The organism is Enterococcus sp. DIV2449a (assembly GCF_051711225.1).
Lineage (GTDB): Bacteria > Bacillota > Bacilli > Lactobacillales > Enterococcaceae > Enterococcus_D > Enterococcus_D casseliflavus.
Window position 1 is genome coordinate 1275408 of the sequence record NZ_JBIOME010000001.1, and the last position, 26765, is coordinate 1302172.

Consider the following 26765-nt stretch of genomic DNA (forward strand, 5'->3'; position numbering starts at 1 on the left):
AAGGAGGGCGCCAGTTGCCGCAATCAAGTGAAAGAACGCCACGTAGAAAACCTAGAAGGCCTCTCAAAAAGTCAGAGAGTAGTCCAAGTTCAACCACCGCTGAGAAAACACAAACAGGCAACTTGTTTGACTTAGAGATCAGCTCAGAGGTTTTGTCCCTGATCCCCCGCTCGTTTGCCAAACAGCACAGCGTCTTTCCGTTAGAGAAAAAAGGCAATCGTTTGACCGTTGCGATGGCAAACCCTGGGGATTATGCGGCGATCAATGAAATGCGTTTGATCACTGGGTTATTGATTCGTCCGCAAAAAGCCCACAATGCCGATATCCAACAACTGATCGTTCGCGATTACCCTTCTGAGATCAGTTTGGATGGCTTGAGCGACTCTCTCGTTGAAACCATCGACCCAGAAGGCGACTCAAAATTAGATGATTCGCCGATCGTCAAATTGGTCAATACCCTGCTGCAAGATGCAGTGGATCGGGGCGCCAGTGATATCCATTTCGATCCCCAAGAAAAAGGATTAGTTGTCCGTTTACGGGTTGATGGGGAGCTTCGCACCCATGAAAACTTGCCTAAGAGTATTCAGACTGGGGTTACTTCACGACTGAAAATAATTTCCTCCTTGGATATCACCGAAACACGTGTGCCACAAGATGGTCGGGCAATGATTCGTAACGGGGGCAACGTGGTTGATTTGCGGGTCTCGGTTTTGCCTGTCATTCATGGGGAGAAAGTCGTGATTCGGGTGTTGGATCGCTCCAGTGGCATTCGGCGCCTAGATGAGTTTCGCTTTGAACCGAAGGTATTGGCAACCTTTAAAGCGATTTTGCATAAACCCCACGGGATCATTCTGGTCACTGGACCGACAGGATCAGGGAAATCATCTTCCTTGTATGCGGCGTTGCAAGAGTTGAACACGCCGGAGATCAATATTATCACCGTCGAAGACCCTGTGGAGTTTCAGCTGCAAGGTATCAACCAAGTGGCAGTCAACAGCAACGTCGGTTTGACTTTTTCCGCTGGGTTACGGTCGATCTTGCGGCAAGACCCCAATGTCGTGATGGTGGGAGAGATTCGGGATGGCGAAACGGCGGAGATTGCGATTCGGGCTTCCATGACTGGGCACTTGGTATTATCCACCCTGCATACCAACGATTCCGTCAGTACCATCAATCGCTTAGTCGATATGGGGGTAGAACCGTTTCTGGTCGCCAATGCGTTAGAAGGCATCTTAGCTCAACGGCTCGTCCGAACCCTTTGTTCTTCTTGTAAGACAGTAGGACCAGCCAGCGACAAGGACAAGCAGTTATTTGAATCCTATGGCATCACGGTTACGGAACTGGCACAACCTGTGGGCTGTCCAAAGTGTGGCAATACGGGATTCAAAGGGCGAATGGCCGTCCAAGAGCTGTTGACGATCGATGCTAAGCTGCGCCGTATGATCACGAACAAAGCGACCAACGACCAGCTGATGGATTATGTTCAGGAACGAAAGATGCGCTTTTTGTTGGATGATGGGTTAGACAAAGTGCAACAAGGCTTTTCCACCATCGAAGAAGTCTTGAAGGTGGTCGCCGCAGAAGAGTGAGGCACGGATTGATTTATCGGTGATCTAGGGATCACCGAAGAACTACATACATTGTTTTAAAAGGAAATGCACATAGAAAGGGGCTGGTTTAATGGATCAAACGAGAGTGGCAACACAAGAGCGAGCAACCAAAAGGGCGACGAGAGAAAAAACAGCTCCGACCCGTACCCGCATCCGTGAAAATCGTGAACTGAGAGAAAAAAAACGTGCCCGTAATCGCCAGAGCGATCAAGACCGATCTGTCTCGACGCGGGAGATCATTCAAAAAGCAGAACGGCAAGCAGCGACAAAAACGACGACTGCCAGCAGTGCACAAGGCGTCAATCGCAACGAAGCGGCGCAGTTTGCTGCCATGTCACCTAAAGAGCGGATCGATCATTGGCTGATGATCGCTGTGGAACAAAAAGCATCGGATATCCATTTAGTCGAAGGCGTCCCACCGATTTTTCGTCGCCACGGCGACTTGCTACCGATTGAAGGGGTGCCGACCATCGACACCAAGGACATCGAAGCCATTGCCGAAATCCTTTGCAACCAACGGCAATGGGAGGAATTCAAGGAAAAAGGCGAAACCGATTTGGCCTACGAATTAGGCGACATCTGCCGCTTTCGGGTCAATATTTTCCGTCAAAAAGATACCGTTTCGATCGCCTTGCGGCAGATCCCCATCGAGATCCCGAAATTAAGCAAACTCGGTATGCCGACCGTCTTGCGGACCCTGATCCATAAAAGCCAGGGCTTGTTCTTAGTTACAGGGCCGACCGGTTCAGGGAAATCAACGACACTGGCTGCGATGCTGGACTATTTGAATGACACCAAAAAGACGCATATTTTGACGTTGGAAGATCCGATCGAGTACATCCATAACCACAAGAAAAGCATCGTTGCCCAGCGGGAAGTCGGCAGCGACACCATGTCCTTTGGCAATGGCTTACGAGCTGCCCTGCGGCAAGATCCAGATGTCATTTTAGTAGGGGAGCTGCGGGATTTTGAAACGATCTCGATTGCCTTGACGGCAGCGGAAACGGGACACTTGGTATTAGGAACCTTGCATACGTCAAGTGCCCCAGCGACCATTGAACGGATCGTCGATGTCTTTCCTGCCGATCAGCAGACTCAGATTCGTACACAGCTTGCTGGCGCATTACTAGGGATCTTGTCCCAGCGCTTGCTGCCAACGATCGATGGCAATGGACGGGTAGCAGCAACCGAAATGATGCTCAATACCCGAGGGATCGCCAGTTTGATCCGTCAAGGGAAAACCCACCAGATCCATAATATGCTGCAGATGGGGAAAAACGAAGGTATGCATACCATGAGCGCCTCTTTAGAAGAACTGGTTGCTGCGGAACGGGTCGATGCTGATGTGGCAGATAACTTAATGGAGGAAGGGGGCGAATAGCCGATGGCACTCTTTGCCTATCAAGGCACCAATGTCCGAGGCGAAACGTTTTCTGGCAGCTTGCGTGCCAATTCCTCCGTCGAAGCCCGCCAAAAACTGCGCCAAAAGCACATCAAAGTCAGCAGCTTGATCGAACAGCCAGAAACCTTGGCGAATAAAGAGATTCAATTATTCAACAAAGTATCTCTAAAATTATTAGTTGCATACTTACGCCAGTTTTCGACATTGATCGCTTCGGGGATTACGATTGTTGATGCTTCACGAATGCTGGAAGAACAGCAAAAAAATCCGAATTTCAAGAAAATTCTTGGTGAAGTTCGGGATGAGATTGATGGCGGACGACCACTTTCAGAAGCCTATAAAGCCCATCCTAATGCTTTTCCAGTTTTGTTGACAAGTGTTATTGCCGTATCGGAAATGTCAGGGTCTTTGGAAAAAAACTTAAAGGATATGGCGGATTATTATGAAAAAAGTGCTGAGAATCGAAGTGGTCTTATCACAGCGATGGTCTACCCAATCATTTTGATCTTGATGACGTTTGTCGTAGGTATCATTTTACTAGTCATGATCGTCCCGATGTTTGTCGAAGTATTTGAAAGTTTTGATACAGATTTGCCAGCTATTACCGTGGCTACCATGGCAATCAGCGACTTTCTTCAAACTAAAGGATGGGTTTTAGCAGTCTTTATTGTAGGCATTATGATCGGCTTTTGGCTCATTCGTCGAAATGAAAAAATCGATTTTGCTGTTCATCGTTTCATTTTAAAAATACCGTTGTTCGGTGAATTAGCGATAAAAAATAATTATTCACTGTTTATGACAACTTTGTCGACTTTACTTGGTAGTTCGGTTGGTATGGTCACGGCATTGAATATGAGTCGGGATGTTGTGTCCAATAAATCAATCAAGCGAGTCATTGACGATTGCGCCTTTCAAATAGAAGAAGGGGGCAAAATGAGTGATGTTTTTCGTGGGAACCTAACCGTTCCTTTATTAGTCACTCAGATGGTAGAAATCGGTGAAAGTACTGGATCCCTTGAAGATATGCTAAAAAGACTAAGCATTATCTTTCAAAAAGAAGTGGACGAATCCAGTAAACGAATCAAAACAGTCCTTGAACCGACAGTGATATTAGTTATTTGTGTCATTGTTGGATTGATCGTCGCTGCGATCATGGTACCAATGTTTGATCTTTTTGGTGCCGTACAGGGGTAATCATTTGTGATATTAACAGAATTCCTAGACGTTCTGTTTGATATATATTTTTTAGGAAAAGTAGGAGGAGTAAATAACATATGCTTGATGCAATTTTAGTAGAAGAAAAAACAGAAAATCGTTTTAACAAATTAATGAAAGATGAGACAGGTTTGTCGCTGGTTGAGTTACTTGCTGTTGTTGTTATCATTGCAATCATTGCAGGTATCGGGGTAATTGCTATTGGAAATATCATCCAAAATGCGCGTGAAGATGCGGCTATTTCAGATGTTCAAACAGCATACTCTGCAGCGGTACTGTATCAGTCGACGGAAGTAACACCTAACAGCGGTTCTGGAGCTAACCCGAATCCGAATGAATTCACACTGCAGGATGTTATAGGTGCTAATCTTTATAGTGGTGGAGGTTTTGCTGATGTAGACGAAGTTGAGTTTGAAATTCAGGATGATGGAACTCTGCTCATTACATTAGAAGACGGTGCTTTGACTGCCGGAACAAAACGCTCCGTAGGAATGACGTTAACACAAACACAAGTTAGTGATCTAGGTCGTAAAACATTATTCCCAGATCCGCCAGCTGGCGGTGGCGGCGGAAACTAAAAACACCTTAAGTCACTAACCTGACCTAAGGTGTACGGCAACTCAACCCCCCAGGAAAAAAGGAGTTTTTTATGAACGAAATTTTGCAACAGATCCCAATGGGCCTAATCATTGGTTATCTTTTCATCATAGGAATGTGTCTAGGTTCTTTTTTCCTAGTGGTTGGTTGGCGGGTTCCCAAAAAGGAATCCCTACTGACTCGCTCGCACTGTGATGACTGCCAACAGACATTAGGTGCAAGGGACCTCATTCCAGTTTTATCATACCTTATTTTAAAAGGCAAGTGCCGCAAGTGTCAAAAAAAGATCCCGCTGATTGCTTTTCTTTATGAAGTGTTGATCGGCATGCTATTTACGGGTACGACCTTGCTGTTTTGGGGCACTGCTGAAGTGATTGCCGCTTGGTGTTTATTAGCCTTATTAGCCATTATTTCTGCCAGCGACATCTTCTATCAGTTGATCCCCAATAAAGTGTTAGCCCCTTTTTTCGCCGGAGGGATCGGTTTACGGTTGATCCAACCGCAAAATGAATTTTGGTGGTATTGGCTCGTTGGCTTCTTTGCTGGCTTCTTGCCATTGTATCTATTAGCGGAGCTCAGTAAAAAAGGCATGGGTGGCGGCGATATCAAATTATTTGCCGTCTTAGGCGTGTATATCGGCCCAGTGCAAGTCTTGACCGTTTTATTTGTCGCTTCTTGCTTGGCAGTGATCTTTTACGTGATCCAAATGCTACGGGGCAAAGTCAAAAGCCGCTACATTGCTTTTGGTCCCTTTATTGCCATTGCTACTGGCATGGTTTATCTTGGCAGCGGCTGGTTCCTTTGAATCGGGTTGCTGACCTTGGCGTTTGCTTGATTTGCTAAGCAAGCGTTGTACATAGAAATAACGTTGGTTCCTTCATAAAAACCAACAAGAAGAAAGCAGGTCCTCGTATGTTTGGCAAAAAAACAATTCCCCGCTTAGTTGGGATCGACATCCAAAAAAACTGCATCCGTTACTGTACCAAAAAAGGTGATCGCCTCAAATACGGCGAGCTGGTCGTGAATGGTACGATTTTTAAAGATGATAAGCTGCGCAATCCTGATAGTCTTGAAGCCGCCTTCAATGAGATTGCCAAACGTTTGGGATTACGCACGATGAGTGTGGTGATCACGGCGCTGAATTCTCGTCTGCTGATCAAACAGATCCCGATCGGCAAGATGAACTCGGAAAAAGAGATTCGCGAGTACTTGTATTTTGAATTGGGGGAGTCCATCTCCTTGCCTTTTGAAAACCCGATTTTTGATTTGCTGATCCTAGGCAAAGGCAACAAGCAAAAAGTGCCAAAAGAGAAAAAGAAAAGGGCCAGCAAGAAGGAAGAAAAAGCAGAGCCGCAAGCTGTGGTCATCCAGCGGAATCGGTTTACCATCAATGGCAATGTGCCAGTCGTGGTCACATCAGAGCCGATTTTGATTCAACTCGGCGACACATTGAAAAAAGGCGGCCATCAGCTGATGGGCGTCGATTGCAGTTTTCTGGCGTATAGTCGTATGTTTCAGCGACAGATCAACTGGAGTGAAAATTTCGTGCTGGTCGAGTTAGATGCTGGTATCGCCAATATTACCTTTTTTGAAGAATTGGTGCCGACATACTTGCAGTATGAAGATTATAATCAAGCCAATTGGAAATATATTGAAAAAGCCCAATCTGTGCAAGTGAACTTTAGGGAAAGCGCGGAGATCCAAGCACTGGAAGGGTTGGCAGAAACCCTGAATTCGGTGATTGCTTACTATTATCAGGAAATCTCGCCTGATTGTGAATTGAAAAAAATCTACTTAGTCGGCGGTCATCCAATGCTGCGCAAAGAAGTCCAAGAAATTTTTCACGACGTGTCTTCTTTGCCAGTCAAAACGATTTCTGCAAAAGTAAGTGAAACCAGCAAGAAAAAAATTCCCGACCGCTATGTCTTGGCTGCGGGATTAGCGACGAAAGAGGTGTAACCATGAACATCAATCTATTGCCTAATAAATTTATTCGTAATCGGGCGTTTGAAGTCATTCTTTCGGTGTCGCTTCTCCTTTCGTTAGTTGTCGTTGGGGTTTGCGGGTTAGGCTTTTGGTATTATCAACGTTTGGTGACCAATAATCAAAGCAATATCATGTCTAGTCAAGCAGAGCGTATCGTCTTTCAGCGCCAGTTAGAAGAGATGCTGGCGTCAAAATCTCAAGACCTGCAAGAATTCATTGCCCTACAAAAGCAAGAGAAATATTTCACGGCACCTATTATGGAGACTTTTGAAGAAGTGGCATCAGGGATCGATGTGACCATCAATTCGTATAATTTGCTGCTAAATGGCGATGGGGGAACGTCAGAAACAGCCCAAGACGGCACACCTTTGTTTCCTTTGGTGAGCATGGCGGTCCAAGGGGATGTTTATGAAAGTCTGATTCGCCTTAAATCAGCTTTTGAAGCAATCGATTGGGTACATCATGTGACCTATCAATCCTTTTCCCATAGTTCCATCCCGCAAGATGGGCGCATCACTGTTTATCTCTCACGAATCAATGCACCACAAGTGACCAGTGAAGACAGCGAAGAAGAAAGCGAGGTGGAAGCGGATGACTAGAGTCTTTTTCTCCAAAAAACACATCATCATCTCCGCGGTGATTGCACTAGTTCTCGCTACCTCCGTACTCATATTTTGGCTATTTTTACTGAACCCCAAACGTGCCGAAGGGATCGAATTGGCTCAGGAATTAGCTGGGATCGAAGCTGAGATCCGCGACATTCAAGAACAGCTAGTCTACCTGCAAGGGGAACCAGACCTTCTTTCATCAGAGACGGTCAATGAGGTGCCGATCATTCCCAATGGCATGGCGATCGAGTCTTATTTTACTGATCTCGCTGCTCTTGAAACGGAATTGCCGATCACGATTTTGCAATCGACCTTTAATGAGGAGATGCTTTACCCTACACCAGAACAAATGGCAGATCAGACTGGTGACAATCCTTTGGCTACGCAATTTCGGGTCACAAGGATCGGCTTTGACCTCCTGAGTGAGACGAATGAAGGAATCGTGCGTTTTATTGATCGGATGGAAAACCTGAATCGCTTTTTAAAAGTGGAATCAGTCGAATATCGGCAAGGAAGCAATACGTCAGGAGCAGATGCGTTTTCGGCAAGTGTCGTTATCAAGCTGTATTATCTATCAAGCTTTGAAACGGGACAAGAACTGTTGGAGTAATCAAAGGAAAGGGGTGCCTAGATGAAATCATTTACTGTTCTAGCGACTGTCTCGAAAATCAAACTGGCTGTCGCTGTATTAGGGGTCTTTATCGTTATTTCTGTTTTGTATGCGGTCTTTGCTATCCATGGTGGCAATTCTTATGAAGTGTCCGGTCACTTTGACCCAGAAACAGGACAATATGTATTGACGATCGAATCGGAACAAGCCGCAGGCGAGACGCTTTTCTTGATGGCGAATCATGAAGCGCTGGTGTCATTAGAAATGTTTGAAATGCTTGAGCTGGAAGAAGCGACCTTGCATCCAGCTGAACAAGAGGGTGTTTATGGTGTGGAAATCGAAGTGGCGCCTACGGAAGAAACGTTGTCCTTGGCATTACCAGTCTCTTTAGGAGAAGAAGACGCCATCGAATTTGTTCTTAAGCGGGGAAACCGGACGCTGCAAAAAATCGCTCCGCCTTCTCTCGAGGAACGACAAGCCTTGCGAGTTGAAGCCGACAAGGCTGCAGAAGCAGCAGCCTTGCTTGACATTCAGCAGCAGGAAACCAATGAGTCAGCGGCAGTCGAACTGCTTTCAGAACGGGCGACGCAAGGAGAGCGTGCCGAAGTTTCGGACTATCAAGAGCTGCGGGCTGCTTTTAGTGATTCATCGATCTCTGAAATCGTGTTTCTCGCTGACATTACCGCTGATTATACGAATGAGGCCAACAATCGTTTAACTGCGTTGAATCGGTCAGTGTCCATCGATGGGAATGGTTTTACCTTAACCACACCGAAGCGTTTCAACACGAACGGGACACCAAACTATAGCACGAATCCTACTGGACGTTTCTTTGAACTGACGACTACCCATGATCGTCAGCCAGCGGTCTTTGAGTTAAAAAATATGACGATCGATTTTCAGGGGAACAATCTAGGATTAAACGCGTTGATCTATCAACAATCGTTGGCAGCTTCAGCTTTTTGGACGGTCAAAATAGAAAATATCGAGGCAAAAAGTGGTGTGCTAGAGGGAAGTACGGGCAATAATTTCCTTTATTTGCAGCAAGGAAATCTCGAGATTCGCGGAACGTTCCATTGGGTGGCTCACAGGAACGCAGCCGCGGGCAACAGTTCAGATACTGGCAGCTTTAATGTCAAAAGTGTCTTGATTACGGATGAGGCGGATGTCAAGATCTCAAATACTCGGCCAATTTTTCGACTTCATCCAAATAACAACAATATTTCAACCTCGTTTCGAGTCAATAAGGGTTCCAAGGTAGACCTCTACAGCGTTCAGCGACAAGTAATTTGGGCGAATATGGAAAATCGCACAAATGAGGTGATTTTTGAAGTCGATGGTGAAGGCACGGTTTTAAATGCCTCATCACAAATGGACTTAGCGGGAGCTGACGGTGCAATCATTTCCTTGATTGGACAACGGGATGAGGGGAATAACAAGTTTTCTCGTACGATTATATCTGGTGGTGCGGTCGTAAACTCGTATTCTAGAGCCCCCAGTCCCACGAATGGTGTACCGAGAGGAACCGCTGCTTTTGTCAATCAAATTTCCAAAGCGTCAAGAGACACCGAGCTCGGTGGCAATGTGACGGTAACTGGGGAAGGGTCGCAGTTTAATCTATTTGGCGATGGTCAAAATCATGACTATGCTTCTGTCATGCGGTTTCGCTTAGTCGGGGAACAGACCTTTGTGCTTGCCGACCAAGGGAGGATGAATATCGTCAAATACCATGGGAATTCGGCTGCTGTGCGGATGTATGGTCGAGATAACGAGTTCTATGTGGAGTCAGCCGGTCAGTTGAATATCTTTAACCATGCAGGCACCAGGACTGCGGCAGATGATGGCATCTATATTGATGAAACAGGTTTTGCCGTATTTGATCAGTACAATGATGAAGATCGAGAATTTGATCCATCTGCTGATTCCACCATTACTGCCAGTAATGGTGAAGATAGGGCTGGTCGACAAGGGATTCAATTTCCCCTTGATGGCAGTGGAACCTCGGTCTTTAGTGCACAAGGTGAAAACAGTCGAATCCACATCTATGCACATCGTGGACCTGCTGTTTGGATGCAAGGCGGAGAAGCCGAGTTCTTAGCTGGAAAAGACGCGACCTTTCGAATGGAAGGTCGGACCCTAGGTGCAAATAATGGAATAATCAGTTCGGTTGCAAGAAGCAATTTTGTGATTGATGAACCACTGTTTTATGACTTCCGAAATAACCGTCCGAATGGCGGACAAGCGTTCTCAAACACAAATCGCAACAGTACCTTTACGTCTAATCGTGTCGGACTAGCGGTATGGGAAAAGCGCAACGACGTGAATCTAGATGGTGATCCGGACAATTTCTGGAATCCATTGAGCTATCAACTAGGCAATGTCAATTTTGCACAAATCGTTAGTCCGCAGCCGGGAGAGCCTTTTTCAAATGAATTCAACAGTACGACTTTTAGGGGCGGGAATGCCTACACGCGATTTTCTGCCAATAATTATCCGCCAATGATCCAGCACTTAGTGACCCCGACCAATGCCGACAAAACCTTTTATGCCAAAGCGGTCGTTCCGTATGAATACACGGGGGCGATTCGCGATGCCTGGGATGATGAGGTCTGGGTGGAAGTTGCTTTGAAGGACGAAGCAGGCAACCAGCTTGAAACACAATGGCTTTCCTCCAAATCAACTGTCGATGTTTTTGGTGAGGTGCATAATGGTGTGATCGCATGGACGCGGGACGACTTTTTCAAGACAGGTCAACGTTTTGAAGTGCTGCGTGCCCATCGGGGATTAGACCCCACGATGGAGGGTGTTGACGATTCGATTTTTATTCATGCAACAGAAGAGAGTATTGCCGCTTTGCCTGATGCGGTCGTCGTGGATGTACGACCACCGACTGGTCTGCAAGTGGCAGAGGATCAGGTCTTTAATGAACGGACGACAACAGTTTCGGGGATCATGGATTTTCATTCTCCGCAAGACGATCAGCCAAAAGAGCGGGTCGCCATTTATGCGAGTACCGCGCAAGGATTGATCCGTGATGCTTCAGGTGACCCATATGTCATTACGCTTGATGCCGAACAAGGCAATTCCGTACCATGGCAGTATCAATTACCTCGTCGCCTTGTTCCTGAAGAGGATGTGTATATCGAATTTTACGCAAAAGATTTTGCCAATGATCGTTACGACGATTTCGTAGGAACCTTACCAGATACGACCACGACGGAACCCAATGGTCAGTTGGGGAGCACGAATCCGTCCGCCAGCGATTACGAGGACTATTTAGGGTATCGTGATGCCATTGGCGATGATCGTTTCCCACCAGCACTATCCTTTGAAGTCACCAGTATTCGACCTTCTGACCCATCGATTACGTTGCGAGTACCGCAAAGCTTTGATCGTGATGAAGAAGGCAATCCGATTATCACAGTGGGTAATCAATTGATCTTGCGGACGATCGTAGAAAGCAACGATGCGCGAAATTCTGGGAAAGACGATATTGAGAATGCTGTCGTGACGTTAGATATCTCGCCGAATTTATTGACGTTCTTAAATGTCGATGCGCTCGTGTACCAAGACAATATAGCCTCGGCTAGTCTTTCTGGCGATCGTATCACGATCCACTTAGAACGACCAATCGCACCGGGGGATCGCATGGAATGGAACTTGACTGCTCGAGTGGATGAACAGGCAGCTGCTGGTAATGTTCTGACCCCGGTAACGATCAACGGAAGAGTTTCGGGGAATCAACCAGAGACGGAAAACATCCTGATAGGGGAAGACAGTCTCACGCTTCAGACCGGTACACGCGCGGTCACTGGTGAGTTGATCAACCTTGCTGTTCATAACAATCAGCTGCAGATTTTTTACTCCAATCTTAGTACCTTTGACGTCTATATGGATGGAACCTTTTATCGAACATACAACGTGCAGCAAAGACCTGTCACGGATTCTGTCACCCTTGATATTCCTGTCCATGACATCCGTAATTTGATTTCTGTGCGCTACAAAGATGAAAATGGCGCAGACCGTGTTTCTTATTGGAACAATATCTGGGACTTCATCGATTAAACCTGAATAACCTGCTTTAAAAGCTAGAAGAACAGTCTTTCACTGCTGGATCCGCTTGTTGCTGACCGAATTGCCTCGGTCAACAACGCGGGGATCTATGTAGGAACGGCTGTTTTTTGGTGGGAAAATGACTGGAGGAAAAGGAGAAAGCAGAGTTTTTGTTCCGCAGGTTTTTTCGTGCTAGACTAAAAAGCAGAAGCACGTGAAGCAACAGCAAAACGAAGGGAACAAAGAAAGGACGTGCCGCAATGGCAACAACAGCCAAAGAAACCAAAGTACATGATGTATTTGAATCGATCGCTTCCCGTTATGATCGAATGAACGGTATTATCTCTTTTCAGCTGCACAAACGGTGGCGCAAGGACACCATGAAACGAATGGCAGTACCAATGGGTGCTGAGATATTAGATTTATGCTGCGGGACCGGGGATTGGGCGTTTGCGTTGAATGAAGCGGTCGGTCCGACGGGGCAAGTGACCGGCGTTGATTTTAGCGAAGAAATGTTAACGGTTGCCAAAGAAAAGGCACAGAAAAAGCAACAAACGCAGATCCAGTGGCAGACGGGCAATGCGATGGCATTAAGCTTTCCAGACGAGCACTTTGATTATGTGACGATCGGGTTCGGGTTGAGAAATGTCGCAGATCGCCAACAAGTCTTGGCGGAGATCCATCGGGTGTTGCGCCCAGGCGGGAAAATCGTTTGTCTCGAAACATCACAGCCCACACTGATCGGCTGGCGGCAGCTGTTTACTTTTTATTTTCACCATGTCATGCCGTTATTTGGCAAACTGTTCGCCAAAAGCTATCAGGAATATTCCTGGCTGCAGGAGTCGGCACGGGATTTTCCTGACAAAGAGGCATTGAAACGTGAGTTTCAGGCAGCTGGCTTTGATGTGTTGCAAGTCAAAAGCTATGCAGGAGGTGCGGCGGCGATGCATCTAGGGTTCAAACCCTAAGCTTGCTTTCCCTTTGTGCGAGAAAAAACGAAAAAATGAAAGAGACCATCATGCCCTTCATGGCTTGATGGTCTCTTTGCGTTGAGCAATTCAGAGAGTGATTGTTATTTTTTCTTTGGGTTTAAAACAATGTTGGTGTATAACCAGATGGTCACCACGTAATAAATGGCGTAGAGGGCGATAAAGATGCCAAAAGGTAGCCATAGGTCATGGTACGGATCGATCATCAAGGTGGTGAACATTTTTAGACCGAACAAGACATGGATCATTCCTAAGATGCCAGGAACTAGGAAGAGCACGCCAATCTCTTTACGGATCGAGCTTTTCAGTAAACGCGTGCGGGTACCGATTTTTTTCAGCATCGTGTAACGTTGAATGTCGCTGTTTGCCCCTGAAAGAATTTTGAACATCAGGCAGCTAGCTAACATCGTCAAGAAGGCGATACCCAGGAAGAAGCCCATAAATTCAAAACCAGAGAAAATCCCGTTATAGCTGTCGTAAGCGAAGACCCGTTGGGAAAAATTCATATCGGCGGTTTCTGAAGAATTTGCGTCTTGATTTGCTTGCGCCAAATCACGCAGCCCATCGTAGCTTGCTTGGAAGTCTTTGACTTGTACCATTCGCAAGCTGGTTTCCGATGCATTGACCGCACCAAAAGCGGTTTGATCGACGACTTGGATCTCCTTACCTCGTTGTTCTGGTAAGAGGTAGCTACGCAATTGGTCTTGGGCGGTCACATCAGAAGCTAATTGATCGCCAGTCAGCTTGTTGTAAGTGACATCGACACTCAACTGATCCATACTGGAGCTGAGCAAGTTGTTTTCGTTGAATTGTTCCTTCACGTAATAAATGGTGTCATCCGTTTCTTTCATGCTGTAGGTCACATCAAGGGTCGGGTTTAACGCATTGACTTTTTCGTCAGAGGCGTTTTGGGCATTGTTCAAATACAAGTCATAAGGGGCAACAGTTTTTGCCAAGATAGGGATCTCGTTTTTAAAGCCAAGACCAACCGTCAAGGCACCTAATGCTAGAGCAAAAAGCATCGCCACCATCGAAAGCATCTGGGTATACTCACGAATCCGAAAGCTTAATTGCGACAAGGTGAAATTGTTTAACTTTTTCAATGCGATCGTATCGTTCTTCTTTAATAGGGATAAAAGAGCGATGATCACCGAACGAAAGACTAGGTATGTGCCAAGAACGATCGTGACAAGGGCGATGCCGATCCCGATCAATTGGAAGGTCATTAAATCGCTCATCATATAATAACCGACTGCTAAAGAACAAATTCCTAAGACCGTTTGCAAGAAGAGCAAGAATGGCCGTTGTTTGACTTGCGCCGGTGTGCTAGTTTCTCGTAATAATGCTAAAATCGATTTTTTGGCAATTGCCCGTGCATTAAAGATGGCAGCAATCAAAAAGAGAATCGAGAAGAAGACGACGGTTACGATCAATGCCTCGGGACTAAATGCTGCATAATGGGTGATCTGCAAGTTTAATTGATTGACTAGCAAAGTATTGACACCACTTGCTAAGCCGATCCCTAAGATAGAGCCGACGGCGGTGGCAACGATACCTACCATAAAGGTTTCGATAAAAATCATTTGGGCGATCTTTCGTCCTTTGGCTCCTAACATCATAAACATGGCATAGTCTTTTTGTCGCATCGCCATCAAGAAAGAATTGGCGTATAAGATGTAGGCAAAGGTGATGATCCCTAATAAGACCGAACCAAAACGAAAGATAAAGACCACCATACTGATGATCGAGTTGCTTTTTAAAAAGGCTTCATTGCTTGCCATTGATTCGAACATATAAAAGATGGCTGAAGCCATAACTAAACCAGAAAAGAGGACGATATAATCCTTCAACCGAGCTTTGATCCCGGTAAGTGATAGTTTCCAAAGCATGTGTTCTTCCTCCTTATTGTTCCAAGTTTCCTAGAATGACAAGGATCTGGCGGTAAAATGCTTCGCGGCTTTGATCCTCACGTTTGACTTCTTGATGGATCTTTCCGTCTTTGATAAATAAAATACGTTGGCAATAGCTGGCAGAAAGGGGATCATGAGTGACCAATAAAATCGATACTTGGTCATTGGTATTCAAGTCGTCCATCATATTCAATAAATCTTTTGCACTTTTTGAATCCAAGGCACCCGTCGGTTCATCCGCAAAAAGGATCGTTGGTTCCGTGATCAAGGCTCGAGCGGCTGCCACCCGTTGCTTTTGTCCACCAGAGATCGCTGCTGGATATTTGTCGAGAATATGTGTGATGGACAAGCGTTCTGCGACTTGTTTGATCCGTTGTTGGATGATCTTTGGTTTGACTCCTTGTAAAGACAATGGGACAGCGATGTTTTCTGAAGCCGTCAAGTTTTCTAATAGATTGAAGTCTTGGAAAATAAAGCCGATTTCACGGCTGCGGAAATCTGCCAAGGCATCGCCTTTTAGTTTGGTGATATCGCTATTGTTGATGCGAATGGCACCTTTTGTCGGATGATCCAACGTTGAAAGAATGTTTAGTAGGGTGGATTTCCCTGAACCAGAAGCCCCCATGATCCCAATGAATTCGCCTTTTTCAATATCAAAGCTGATGCCTTTTAAGGCTTCGGTTTGTTTTTCGTTGGCATTTCCGTATACTTTGGTCAGTTCATTTGCTTGAATAATTTTTTCCATCGTTGCGTTACGCTCCTTTTAATTGGGTTAATGCTTTGGCTGGGATGTCTTTTTCTTTGACCTCTTCATAGCCAGTTACCCCTTTTTTTTCGTTCCAAGTAAGCTTCAAATAGGCTTCTTTGCGCAATGGTCGTTCTTGGAAACCGTTGAAATCAAGGGTTTTGCTTTTGCCGTTCTCATCATACCCTGGCAATTCGTAATGGTATTGCGTATAGACATTCCCATTGTCATCCTTAGAAGTCGTCTTTTCACCATCTGTGGTGATTTGGACATAGTAGCTGTCGCCGCCCATGATGACGGTTTGTGCGACTTGCAATGCGCCGAACCCTATGAGGAGGAGCGCTGCAAGTCCAATCAGAAGTTTTTTCATCTATCGGTCACCTCGTTTTTTATTATGATGAAAGTATAACGCTGGTTTTCTGAAAAGTAGTGTGAAAAATCTATCAATAAACTTTCATTTTTGTCACGACAAACGAACAAAAAACGTTTCTGAATTGTGGAATCCACATATCAGAAACGTTTCCTGCTGGTTACTCTTCAATTGTATTTTTTGCGAAATAGTTCAACGATTAGTTGGCCCTCGTCATACATAATGGCGGCTTCGTCGATCATTAATCCTAATAGATAGTAATCTTTTTCTTCATGGATCGTTTGATGACCGCCTAACAGCTCCACATAATAATTTTCTAACGTGCTATCTCTTGGTGTGTTGAGCATGTCGATAAAGTGTTCTAAATCAGAGGGCTGCTCTGGAAATTGACCTTGCACAACTGCTTTAAACCCCTCTGCTTCAAAGGCCATCTCACTTATTATCTTTTGACAGTCATGGGACAAAAAGTAGGTGACCACTTCATCGACGATTCGCCGTGCCCGTTCTTTTTCAATCATTTTTTTCTCCGCCTTCTGATTTGCTGGTATTCATCTAACAATGGTACCATTGCTGCCGCGACAAATCCACTGGAAAAGCCATTATTGTATAAGTTCAATCCTCCATGTAAATAGGTGATATTTGTGACCAAGGCTGCATGGACCACCCCAGCGATCACGCCAGCAACTGGACCATAATACCCACTGATGGGGGCTAGACTGGTACCGAAGATCGCTGTCAGCAATAAGCTGAAGGTCGATACATCAGAGGTCAAACCGACCTTGGTTGCTAAAACCACCCCAATCATGACAGGCAAACTATTTCTCCAGTGATTCCCGAATGCACTGAAGCCAATCACGGTCAGTATTGCGCCTAAAAGGGGACCAGATAGTTCGCCTTGTAAGAAGAAGACAAAGAACAGCATCAACATTCCCATCATTGCCATGTTCATCATCGTGACCCCAAGGGAAAAAATCGTGACATAGTCCGTCATTAATTTCCCTGACGTTTGAAAAAGCTCAGGCAAGCCTTTGAGGGATCGCTGGTTTAGAAGATAACCGATAAGAAACATGGCAAGACAAAGAAGAAGCAAGAACGCAGTCAGGTAATAGTGATACTCCGTTGTCAACTGTTTGTTTGAATAGACTTCTAAGTCGAACAGGCGTAAAAAACTCGTGAAAAACATAGTGATGATGCCAGCAGCAAACCCAATATTATACAAAGAAAAACCTTGGTGGAATTGTAAAAATTGAGCTGCTAGAGGAGGGAGCGCCAAACCGATCAATAGACCGATCCCATAACCGAAAGCGATCCCGACTGGTAAAGGCAACCCTAAACCGAATGCTAAGTAACTGATCACCGGCGAGGCGGCACTGCCAAATAAGGCAACCAGTGAATATTGTGTTGCGGGGCGTTGCTGTATGTAAGAGTATAAATAGACACCAAGTGGAATGGGAATCGAGTTAAAGATGTTTTTTCCAAAAAAAGAAAAGCCAGATATGGTAAAAAAAGCAGCGATCATTGGTCCACTAATAATCGTTCCTTGCTTTTTCGCAAGGAGGATACTGATCAATGTCAATAAGCCACTGTTTAAAAAGGCGCTTCCAAGATTGCCGATCGCAAAATAATCAGAAATCAAATTGCTGGGGGCATTTAAGATTGCCAGCGAGCCTTGCCACAAAGCTTGAGGAGGGGAAGCAACCAAGCCAATGAGGATCAAGACGATGCTATACGCCAAAAGCAAGCGCTGGGTTAAGAGCTGTGAGATAGGTGCAAAGGGTTTCGATTTTGTTTGTAAGAAAACTCGTTTATCTGCCATAGTTTCATTGAACGCTCCTTTTTTTCATAGTATCACACCTTTTAGCGACAAAAAAGTATTTTTTGACAGTTTTAAGTAGCGGGAGAACAAGGTAAATGAGAACAAAAAAAGGGAGAAAAAGAAAAATTTAAGAAAATGCGAATAAAAATAACGGCGATGTATCAAGGAGAATCGCCCTTTTTTCAATAATTTCATCAATCGGTGAAATTATTGACAGAAAGAATTTTACGAAAATTGTTATAATTTAGTTAATCTCGTTCAGATTTTCTAATAAAAAAGCCATTTTAAGATAAAAAAACTGTTTGCTTGGTTTTTTTATTCGAAGATCGAGTGGTCACTGAATCACGAGGAAGGGATTTAAATAAGGAGGAAGAGTATGAAGAAAACGAAGTTTGGCATGATTACTTTATTGGCAGCGCTTGTTTTAGGGGCTTGCGGACAAAGTAACGGAGGTGGAACAGGTTCGACAGATACACAAGAATCATCAACTGAGGCAGCTGGATTTGATATCAATGATTTGCAGCTTGCAGTTGAAAATAACGATGAAGTGATCGATGGGGGCGTCTTAGATGTTGCGGTAGTAACAGATACGCAATTCCAAGGGTTGTTTCAATGGGAGTTTTATCGGGATGCTTATGACCGTGACTTCATGTTGCCAAGCCATGAATATTTGTTCCTACAAGATGAAGATTTTCGAGTTGTAAATGGTGGACCAGCTGATTTAGAATTAGATGTCGATAACAACAAAGCAACGATCACTTTGCGCGAGGATTTGAAATGGTCTGACGGGGTTGATGTAACGGCTGAAGACGTAATCTTCTCTTATGAAGTGATTGGACATCAAGACTATGATGGCGTTCGTTACAACAATGATTTTACGAATATCGTTGGTATGGAAGAATACCACAGCGGCGATGCCGATACGATCTCAGGGATCACAGCAGTCAGCGACAAAGTCGTTGAAATCGAGTTTAAAGAAATGCATCCAGGTATGCAGCAATCCGGTGGAGCGATCTGGCATTCTGCACTAGCGAAACATGCCTTTGAAGGCATTGAAGTAGCAGATATGCCTTCAAGTGATCCCGTTCGAACCAATCCAATCGGTTTTGGCCCATACAAAATGAGTAATATCGTACCAGGTGAAACGGTGGAATATGTACCGAATGAATATTACTATGGCGATACACCGACCTTAGAAAAAATCGTGATGCGTAACGTCCCTTCTGCTTCAATCAATGAAGCATTAAATGCGAAGCAATACGATTTAGTCTTAAAAATGCCAACAGATACCTTTGATACGTATCAAAACATGGATGGCTACCAAATGTTAGGTCGTCCAGAACAGTCTTACACGTATCTTGGCTTTAATTTAGGTTCATGGAATGATGAAACAAACAGTGTTGATTTTGATCCAAATGCAAAAATGGCGAACAAAGCATTGCGTCAAGCAATGGGCTATGCCATCGACAATGATGCGATCGGTGAGCGTTTCTACCACGGCTTGCGTTCAAATGCTTCAACATTGATACCACCTGTTTATGGTACGTTGCACAATAGCGATGCTGAAGGATACCATTTAGATATGGAGAAAGCAAACCAACTTCTAGATGACGCTGGCTTTATCGATGTGGATGGCGATGGCTTCCGGGAAGATCCAGATGGCAACAAATTGACCATCAACTTTGCGTCAATGTCTGGTGGGGAAGTTGCCCAACCATTGGCGGACTACTATGTTCAACAATGGCAAGAAATCGGTTTAGATGTTCAATATTCAACAGGTCGTTTGATCGATTTCCAAGCCTTCTATGACAAGTTGAAAAACGACGATCCAGATATCGATGTCTTCCAAGCTGCTTGGTCTACTGGTTCAGATCCATCACCAACAAGCTTATGGGGACCAAATTCAGCATTTAACTACACTCGTTTTGAGTCAGATGAAAATACTGAATTGTTAGCTGCGATCGATTCAATCGATTCCTTTGATGAAGCAACACGGAAGGCTGCTTTTGATGCATGGCAAGAATATGCGATTGAAGAAGCTTTTGCGATCCCAACGTTGTATCGAAATCAAATCTTACCAATCTCTGATCGTGTCGCAAACTTTACCTGGGCATATGACGCCGATCATAACCCATGGGCAACCATCGGTGTGACTTCAGAATCTCGTTAATCGGTTAGTAAATTACACAAATGAAACGGCAGCAGCGTGTTCGTTGCTTTTGCCAAACAAAACCAGTTAGGGCTAAAACCTAACTGGTTTTTTCTTGGTCAATGCAGAAGGAAGAAGCAAGTCTAATGTTGACCCCTTCATTTCGAGCGGCTGTTTCGTGGGCGGGTTGGAATGACATTGACGAAAAAGCTGAGCTCCGTTGACAGATCAGCTTTTTTTGATAGATAACATTACATAAATGCCCATTTAATAAGCGGCTAAATCGCACGATTGGTAACAGCAGCAAGCAACTGTTGGAGATCGTCTTTATGGTTCTGGTAACCCGCTTGTTCAATAACGACTAAGGTGTTTTTAAGAATCTCTTTGTTCAACTGAGCGGATTGCAAATACGAGTAAATTTCCTGATACAGCACTTGATGGATTTTTAAATAAAAATAGAGGGGTGTATTGGGTAGCGGTTCAGACAAGAGCAGAAACTTGTTAAGCAGATAGGCATCTTTATTTTCGCTGGCAAAGGCACAGCCGTTTAGGATCACGACACTTAACAGATTTGCATAAAATGGATCATTGGCGTAGCGAAGGATTTTTTTGATCCCGTGATCTAAGTAATAACTGATTGTTTCTTGGTCAAAAATAAATAACAAATTTGAGAATAAATTTAACTCAAAGCGCCCCCAGGTTTCGATATCAAACAAGTATTGCTTTACCAGTTCGACTTCTTGGGTGTAAGCTCCTTGATTCATCAGAAATGATTCACGGTTGAGCAGCAGCAATCCTTGGACATACAAAGAATAATAGAAAAAATTTTGTGTCTCAAAGTAGCGTTTTTCCAGGCTAGTCAAGTAGTCGAGAGTCAGTGTTCGCTCATAGTAACGGGTATAGAAATCTTGCACCAGCTGACGTTTCTGATCCGTGGCTTCGCTGTCGATCAACAGACTGAACTCATGAACCGTAATATTCATTTTGTCTAAGTAGTCAAACAGGGTTTGTGAAGAGAGGTTTGTTTTACGATTTTCGAATGAAGAAAGGGTAGTACGTGAGGAAATACCTTCGGCAAGCTTGGCTTGCGAGATTTTGCGATCTGTGCGCAGTTTTTTGATTAAAGAGCCTTGCTGTTTCATGGGGGACCTCCTTAATTGTGACGCATTTCTGAACAATGTGATTTTAATAACATGTTATCAAATATAATAAGGTATAGCAAATAATAAAGGAGGTAGTTTTTCATGGAATTTGAACCATTCGGCCCTTGGGAAATCAACCCATTTAAAAACTAGTACTGCCTTTTCTGCGAAACCTTATCGTTGACCTTTCAATGATAAGTCTTGTGACTGTTTCCTTTATGATAGGAACAGCATTTTCCTCGCTCTCTGCGGTCTTCATCGCAGGATCGAGCAACATCTTGAAGAATCGAAAGGTTATTTGATTGATTCCCCCTCTCAAAGACACCTTTTCGTTTGTGGAAGTCATGAAGCGCATGAATCGCTAAAAGCGGTCAGTCACATTGAATGTCTGTCATGCACCAGACCTTCCCCAATTCTTTGATTCTTTGTGATTGATCGTTTTTTGTAAAGCATCATCCTTCTAGCTATGACCGTAATGTACGAAGATTACGGTTTTTTGTGTTGTGTGCTGTTGGATAAAAGATGCCAAAGCTGTTTCAGAGGATTTATACAGAAAATATCCTCACTATCAGTAAGAAAACTACGAGCAAATCAGAGTGAAACGAAGCCAAAAACGAAAAAAGAAAAACGTTTGCAAAAAAAGTGTTGACATTTTTTCTCAGAATGAGTACTATTATCTCAACGGAACATGAGAGTGTTCTCATTACTGGATTCGTTACTGTTCGGCAGGCAAGACCAGAGGAAAAAAGTGCGTTGATTACCCAAAGTTTCTTGGGTTGTACACTTTTTTGCTTTGGTCTTCTTTTTTTGCTCCATTATTTCTATTCGCTAAAAAAAGAACCGGTTCCAAGGTAAGGTCCAGTCATTGATCAGCAAAGGAGGGGAGAAGTAAAACGCAATGAACTGCCAGCTAGGTTTGACGATAGCCTGCAGCACTATCTGGAGCAGTCAATCACCTCGTCACTTAACGGCACGTCAGAGAAAGAAAAAAATACAAGACCTTCTGCATAGACGTCAAAGGATGCAACGTTTTTTACGGGCTATGCTGATCAAGGAGGATCGTTCGTGAAGATTATCAAGAGGATCAACAACAATGTTGTACTTTCAAAAGAAGATGAAGTTGAAGTGATCCTAATGGGAAAAGGGATCGGCTTTCAAACGAAACCGGGTGACCCGATTCCAGCTGAGCGAATCGAAAAAAAATACTATCCAGAAGATGATTTGACAGTGGAACATATGTCGAAAGTCATGACGAAGGCTGACGAAAAACAAATGGCCGTCATTTATGAAATCGTGCGTCTTTTTCGGGATAGTGTTGGAACCGATTTCAATCCAAACGTTTATTTCACACTGATGGATCATATCTTGTTTGCCATCAGTCGTCAAAAGCAAGAAATTGTTTTGACCAATCCCATGCATTGGGAAATCAAGAAAATCTATGCCAAGGAATATGCGGTCAGTGTCCAAGCGGTCGAGTTGATCCGCAAAGAGCTGTATCCCGATTTTTCTCAAGAAGAAGCTGCGTTTATCACTTTGCATTTCGTCAATGCGCAAATTGAAAAAAGCGCCAATCAAAGTGCTTATGAGCACACCGAGTTGACGAACAATATTTTACGGATCGTTAAGTACAGCATGAACATCGAGTTTGATGAGAATTCTTCTTACTTCCAACGGTTCGTGACCCACATTCGCTATTATTTAATTCGACAAAGTCAAGAAAAAGAAGAACCAGTATTGGCAAATCCAATGATTGCCTTGGCCTTCAGCAGCTATCCAAAAGAAAAAGAAACCGCAGATTCAATCAAAGAATACTTATTTGAACAAAAGGGCTGGCATGTCAACGATATGGAATTGATGTATTTGATTCTGCATATCGGTAACTTAGCCGCTCACTCAAAATTAACCTAAGAATGGAAATGGATTCGTTACAGTTCGGCTGGCAAGACCTGCACTTTCTTACAATACTCGATGAGGAAACCCCTCGCTCTTTTTTTAGGGGGTCTCTCATGCTTGTTTATTGTAGAAATGGCTGGTCTTTTTATTTTTATTAAATGACCAATAAAAAAGGAGCAATCAAAATGGCAAAATATACTGAATTAGCGCAAGACATTTTGGCCCACGTTGGTGGCAAAGAAAATGTCTCATCTGTAAAACACTGTGTGACTCGCTTACGGTTCCACTTAAAAGACGAAAGCAAAGCGGACACTGATTATTTGCAAAAACGTGACGGTGTCGTGACCGTCGTCAAAGCAGGCGGACAATACCAAGTCGTTATCGGCAATCATGTGCCAGATGTTTATGATGAAGTGTTGAAAGTCGGCGGATTAGCCGATGGTGGCAGTCTTGATATCGATGAAGGCGACGGGCAAAAAGGCAGCTTGTTTGACCGCTTTATCGATGTCATCTCAAGCTTGTTTCAACCGTTCTTAGGCCCATTAGCGGCAGCCGGTATCTTAAAAGGGATCACGGCGTTGCTGGCAGCAACAGGGATGGAAGCGACCAATGGTATCTATGTAGTAATGAATACTCTAGGCGATGGTTTGTTCCAATACTTACCAATGATCTTAGCCGTCACTGCAGCGAAGAAATTCAAGATGAACACCTATACAGCATTAGCGATCGCAGGTGCAATGGTCTATCCTGGCTTAGCAGAAAGTGTGGCTGAAGCGAGCAAAGTCTTCGGTCTAACCTTGACCTTGCCAGCAGGCGGCTACTTCAACAGCGTATTGCCAATTATTTTAGCGATTTTTGTCGCTTCAAAAATTGAGCAGTTTATGCGCAAAGTCACACCTGACGTAGTCAAAATGTTTGTGGTTCCGTTTGTAACGATTTTGATCACTGTGCCGTTGACCTTCTTTGTGGTAGGTCCAGTCGCAAATACAGCCTCTAGCTGGATCGGTGTTGCTTTCCAAGCAGTGTACGATTTCAGCCCAATCATTTACGGATTTGCTTTAGGGGCATTATGGCAAGTATTAGTTATGTTTGGTCTTCACTGGGGTCTTGTGCCATTGGCGATCATGGATATGGCGCAAAACGGCTCTTCGATTATTTTGACCGCAGCAGTGCTACCATGTTTCACGCAAACGGGTGTGTTAGCAGCGATTTGGTTGAAAACGAAAGAACCAAAAGTCAAACAAGGCGCAATGCCAGCATTGATCTCATCGATCTTCGGTGTGACTGAACCTGCGATCTACGGGTACACGTTGCCAATGAAAACACCATTTATCGTTTCTTGTTTAGTTTCAGGTTTCGTCGGTATCTACTTGTCAATCTTTAACGTCACTGGTTATGCAATGGGTGGTATGGGGATCTTCTTGTATCCTGCATATATCGATCCAGCAACAGGCAGCTTCCATAGCGTGATCCACTTGGCGATCGGTACAGTGATTGCGATCGTAGCGTCATTTATCATCATGATGTTGTTGAAAGTACCAACATTGTATACAACTGTTGATTCACCAGTCGACGGTCAAGCAACACCAGCAGCGCCAGCGCCAGAAGCAAAAACCGTTTCTGCTAGCGTCAAAGACGAAACAGTCAAAAGCCCAGTAACCGGTCAAGTGGTTGCTTTAGCAGATGTGGAAGACAAAGTCTTTTCTTCAGGTGCTATGGGAAAAGGGATCGCCGTTGAACCAGCGATCGGTGAAATCACTGCGCCAGCAGATGCAGAAGTCAAAATCTTGTTTCCAACAAAACATGCCATCGGTTTAGTGACAGAAGATGGAACAGAACTATTGATCCACATCGGCATGAATACGGTAGAACTTGAAGGCAATCACTTTACTGCCTACATCAACCAAGGAGACAAAGTCAAAGCCGGTCAAAAACTGATCTCTTTTGATACAGAGGCGATTCGTGCGGAAGGCTATTCTTTACTGACACCAGTCATCGTCACGAACTCTAACGACTACAGTGACATCCAAACGACACAGTCAAAAGAAGTAACAGCGCAGGACGATTTGATCGAAGTCGTAAAATAAATGCATTTAACGGCACGTCGTCGGATCAGTAAGAATGCTTTCTTGCTGATCTGCTGTGTCGATTATTAAAGAAAAAGAAAGTAGGCTAATCATGACAGAAAAACAATTTCCAAAAGGCTTTTTATGGGGCGGCGCCACTGCAGCCAACCAATTTGAAGGAGCATGGAACGAAGGCGGACGTGGTCCAGCCACATCTGATACAGCGATCGCTGTCAAACCAGAAGACCGCAAAAACATGGCAGAATTTGCTGCACCAATGACACGGGAAAAAGTCTTGTTTGCCTTAAATGACAAAGAAGGCTTGTATCCAAAACGTTGGGGGTCAGATTTTTACCATCGCTACAAAGAAGATATCGCCTTGTACGCAGAGATGGGCTTCAAAACCTTCCGTCTGTCCATCGCTTGGTCAAGAATTTTTCCAAATGGTGACGATGCTCAGCCAAATGAAGAAGGCTTGCAATTTTATGACAATGTGTTTGATGAGTGTGCGAAATACGGGATCGAACCCTTAGTGACTCTCTCTCACTACGAAACACCTATTGGGATCGCGTTAAACTATGGCGGCTGGAAAAATCGCCAAGTGATCGATTTGTTCGTCAAATACGCAGAAACCGTGTTGACCCGCTACAAAGACAAAGTCAAATACTGGTTGACCTTCAATGAAATCAATATCATGGGGATCTCTGGCTATGTTGGCGGTGCCTTACTATCCGAAGACGGCACACAAAACCTTTCTGACATGTATCAAGCTGTGCATCATCAATTTGTGGCTTCTAGTTTAGCAACAAAATTTGCCCACGAAATCAATCCTGACATCAAAGTAGGGATGATGTTAGCACGGATGCAAGCTTACCCAGCTACACCAAATCCAGCAGATGTGATGGAAGAAATCAAGCGTGACCACGAGAATCTTTTCTTCTCTGATGTCCAAGTTCGTGGGAAGTATCCCGCATATACGAAGCGCTTCTTTAAAGAAAACGGCATCGAAGTGACCTTCGAAGACGGCGATTTAGACATTCTTGCGCAATACCCTGTCGACTTCATGTCCTTTTCTTACTACATGAGTTCTATTGCTCGCCACAATCCTGAAGAAGGCGGCGAAGCAACTGCTGGCAATTTTTCTTTAGGCGAATCAAACCCTTACTTGGAAGCCTCTGACTGGGGGTGGCAAATCGATCCAATCGGCTTGCGTGTGACTTTGAATAACTTGTACGACCGCTACCAAGTACCGTTGTTTATCGTTGAAAACGGCTTAGGTGCCTTGGATACGGTGGAAGAAGATGGTTCAATCCATGACAGCTATCGCATCGATTATTTGAAGGCGCATATCGAGCAAATGTATGAAGCGATCGAAGATGGTGTGGAATTGATGGGCTATACGCCTTGGGGTTGTACCGACTTAGTTTCGGCTTCCACATCAGAAATGTCGAAACGCTATGGCTTTGTCTATGTAGACGCGGATGATGAAGGAAACGGCAGCTTTGACCGTTCTCGCAAAGATAGTTTCTACTGGTACAAAGAAGTCATTGCCACCAATGGCGGTAGTTTGTTACAGGATTAAAAATAAACCAAAGCGGCTCTCT

Annotated in this window: 20 protein-coding genes; 14 read left to right on the plus strand and 6 right to left on the minus strand. The window is 44.4% G+C overall.

Annotation, left to right across the window (positions count from 1 at the left end; genetic code table 11):
* Nucleotides 1-14 precede the first annotated feature (14 nt).
* The 10 genes from IGI76_RS05970 (at nt 15) to IGI76_RS06015 (ending at nt 13049) form a co-directional block, all read left to right on the plus strand.
* Complete coding sequence (locus IGI76_RS05970) at nt 15-1589, plus strand: GspE/PulE family protein (RefSeq protein ID WP_008378687.1); 1575 nt, start codon at nt 15-17, stop codon at nt 1587-1589.
* A 91-nt stretch (nt 1590-1680) separates the two neighbouring features.
* The gene (locus IGI76_RS05975) at nt 1681-2991 is read left to right on the plus strand and encodes a type IV pilus twitching motility protein PilT (RefSeq protein ID WP_015509432.1); all 1311 of its coding nucleotides are present in this window, start codon (nt 1681-1683) and stop codon (nt 2989-2991) included.
* A gap of 3 nt (nt 2992-2994) precedes the next feature.
* Complete coding sequence (locus IGI76_RS05980; protein ID WP_074536890.1) at nt 2995-4206, plus strand: type II secretion system F family protein; 1212 nt, start codon at nt 2995-2997, stop codon at nt 4204-4206.
* Between the two features lie 80 nt (nt 4207-4286).
* Nucleotides 4287-4805, plus strand: coding sequence for a prepilin-type N-terminal cleavage/methylation domain-containing protein (locus tag IGI76_RS05985; RefSeq protein ID WP_074536889.1), 519 nt, complete (start codon nt 4287-4289; stop codon nt 4803-4805).
* A gap of 71 nt (nt 4806-4876) precedes the next feature.
* Nucleotides 4877-5629, plus strand: coding sequence for a prepilin peptidase (locus IGI76_RS05990; RefSeq protein ID WP_008378680.1), 753 nt, complete (start codon nt 4877-4879; stop codon nt 5627-5629).
* Between the two features lie 107 nt (nt 5630-5736).
* Nucleotides 5737-6783, plus strand: coding sequence for a type IV pilus biogenesis protein PilM (gene pilM / locus IGI76_RS05995; RefSeq protein WP_087627264.1), 1047 nt, complete (start codon nt 5737-5739; stop codon nt 6781-6783).
* A 2-nt stretch (nt 6784-6785) separates the two neighbouring features.
* Nucleotides 6786-7409, plus strand: a complete 624-nt coding sequence (locus tag IGI76_RS06000; RefSeq protein ID WP_194192982.1) for a hypothetical protein — start codon at nt 6786-6788, stop codon at nt 7407-7409.
* Entirely contained in the window at nt 7402-8028 is a 627-nt protein-coding gene (locus tag IGI76_RS06005) for a hypothetical protein (protein ID WP_087627265.1), read from the plus strand. The genes IGI76_RS06000 and IGI76_RS06005 overlap by 8 nt, the downstream gene beginning before the upstream one ends.
* Nucleotides 8029-8049: 21 nt before the next feature.
* Complete coding sequence (locus IGI76_RS06010; protein WP_194192981.1) at nt 8050-12093, plus strand: pectate lyase-like adhesive domain-containing protein; 4044 nt, start codon at nt 8050-8052, stop codon at nt 12091-12093.
* 248 nt (nt 12094-12341) lie between these two features.
* Entirely contained in the window at nt 12342-13049 is a 708-nt protein-coding gene (locus IGI76_RS06015; RefSeq protein ID WP_194192980.1) for a demethylmenaquinone methyltransferase, read from the plus strand.
* Between the two features lie 104 nt (nt 13050-13153).
* Here the strand turns inward: IGI76_RS06015 and IGI76_RS06020 are convergent, their stop codons facing one another.
* The 5 genes from IGI76_RS06020 to IGI76_RS06040 all read right to left on the minus strand — a co-directional run bounded on the left by IGI76_RS06020 (nt 13154) and on the right by IGI76_RS06040 (nt 17911).
* Nucleotides 13154-14959 carry an ABC transporter permease gene (locus IGI76_RS06020; RefSeq protein ID WP_194192979.1) on the minus strand — a complete coding sequence of 602 codons (1806 nt, stop codon included), beginning with the start codon at nt 14957-14959 and terminating at the stop codon, nt 13154-13156.
* A gap of 13 nt (nt 14960-14972) precedes the next feature.
* Nucleotides 14973-15725 (minus strand): ABC transporter ATP-binding protein, encoded by a 753-nt coding sequence (locus tag IGI76_RS06025; protein ID WP_194192978.1) that lies wholly within the window; start codon nt 15723-15725, stop codon nt 14973-14975.
* A 7-nt stretch (nt 15726-15732) separates the two neighbouring features.
* Nucleotides 15733-16095: a YxeA family protein gene (locus tag IGI76_RS06030; RefSeq protein WP_010747916.1), complete on the minus strand. Its 363-nt coding sequence runs from the start codon at nt 16093-16095 to the stop codon at nt 15733-15735.
* Nucleotides 16096-16262: 167 nt separating this feature from the next.
* Entirely contained in the window at nt 16263-16613 is a 351-nt protein-coding gene (locus IGI76_RS06035; protein WP_005225673.1) for a hypothetical protein, read from the minus strand.
* The gene (locus IGI76_RS06040; RefSeq protein WP_194192977.1) at nt 16610-17911 is read right to left on the minus strand and encodes a DUF1576 domain-containing protein; all 1302 of its coding nucleotides are present in this window, start codon (nt 17909-17911) and stop codon (nt 16610-16612) included. The genes IGI76_RS06035 and IGI76_RS06040 overlap by 4 nt, the downstream gene beginning before the upstream one ends.
* Before the next feature lie 376 nt (nt 17912-18287).
* Between IGI76_RS06040 and IGI76_RS06045 the strand changes: the two genes are divergently transcribed.
* Nucleotides 18288-20081 carry an oligopeptide ABC transporter substrate-binding protein gene (locus IGI76_RS06045; RefSeq protein WP_194192976.1) on the plus strand — a complete coding sequence of 598 codons (1794 nt, stop codon included), beginning with the start codon at nt 18288-18290 and terminating at the stop codon, nt 20079-20081.
* A 257-nt stretch (nt 20082-20338) separates the two neighbouring features.
* Here the strand turns inward: IGI76_RS06045 and IGI76_RS06050 are convergent, their stop codons facing one another.
* Nucleotides 20339-21202, minus strand: coding sequence for a helix-turn-helix domain-containing protein (locus IGI76_RS06050; RefSeq protein WP_194192975.1), 864 nt, complete (start codon nt 21200-21202; stop codon nt 20339-20341).
* Nucleotides 21203-22267: 1065 nt separating this feature from the next.
* Here IGI76_RS06050 and IGI76_RS06055 point away from each other — a divergent pair.
* The 3 genes from IGI76_RS06055 to IGI76_RS06065 all read left to right on the plus strand — a co-directional run bounded on the left by IGI76_RS06055 (nt 22268) and on the right by IGI76_RS06065 (nt 26743).
* Nucleotides 22268-23110 (plus strand): PRD domain-containing protein, encoded by an 843-nt coding sequence (locus IGI76_RS06055; protein WP_005225677.1) that lies wholly within the window; start codon nt 22268-22270, stop codon nt 23108-23110.
* Nucleotides 23111-23280: 170 nt separating this feature from the next.
* Complete coding sequence (locus tag IGI76_RS06060; RefSeq protein WP_010747921.1) at nt 23281-25182, plus strand: beta-glucoside-specific PTS transporter subunit IIABC; 1902 nt, start codon at nt 23281-23283, stop codon at nt 25180-25182.
* Between the two features lie 91 nt (nt 25183-25273).
* Nucleotides 25274-26743, plus strand: coding sequence for a glycoside hydrolase family 1 protein (locus IGI76_RS06065; RefSeq protein WP_015509445.1), 1470 nt, complete (start codon nt 25274-25276; stop codon nt 26741-26743).
* Nucleotides 26744-26765: the final 22 nt, after the last annotated feature.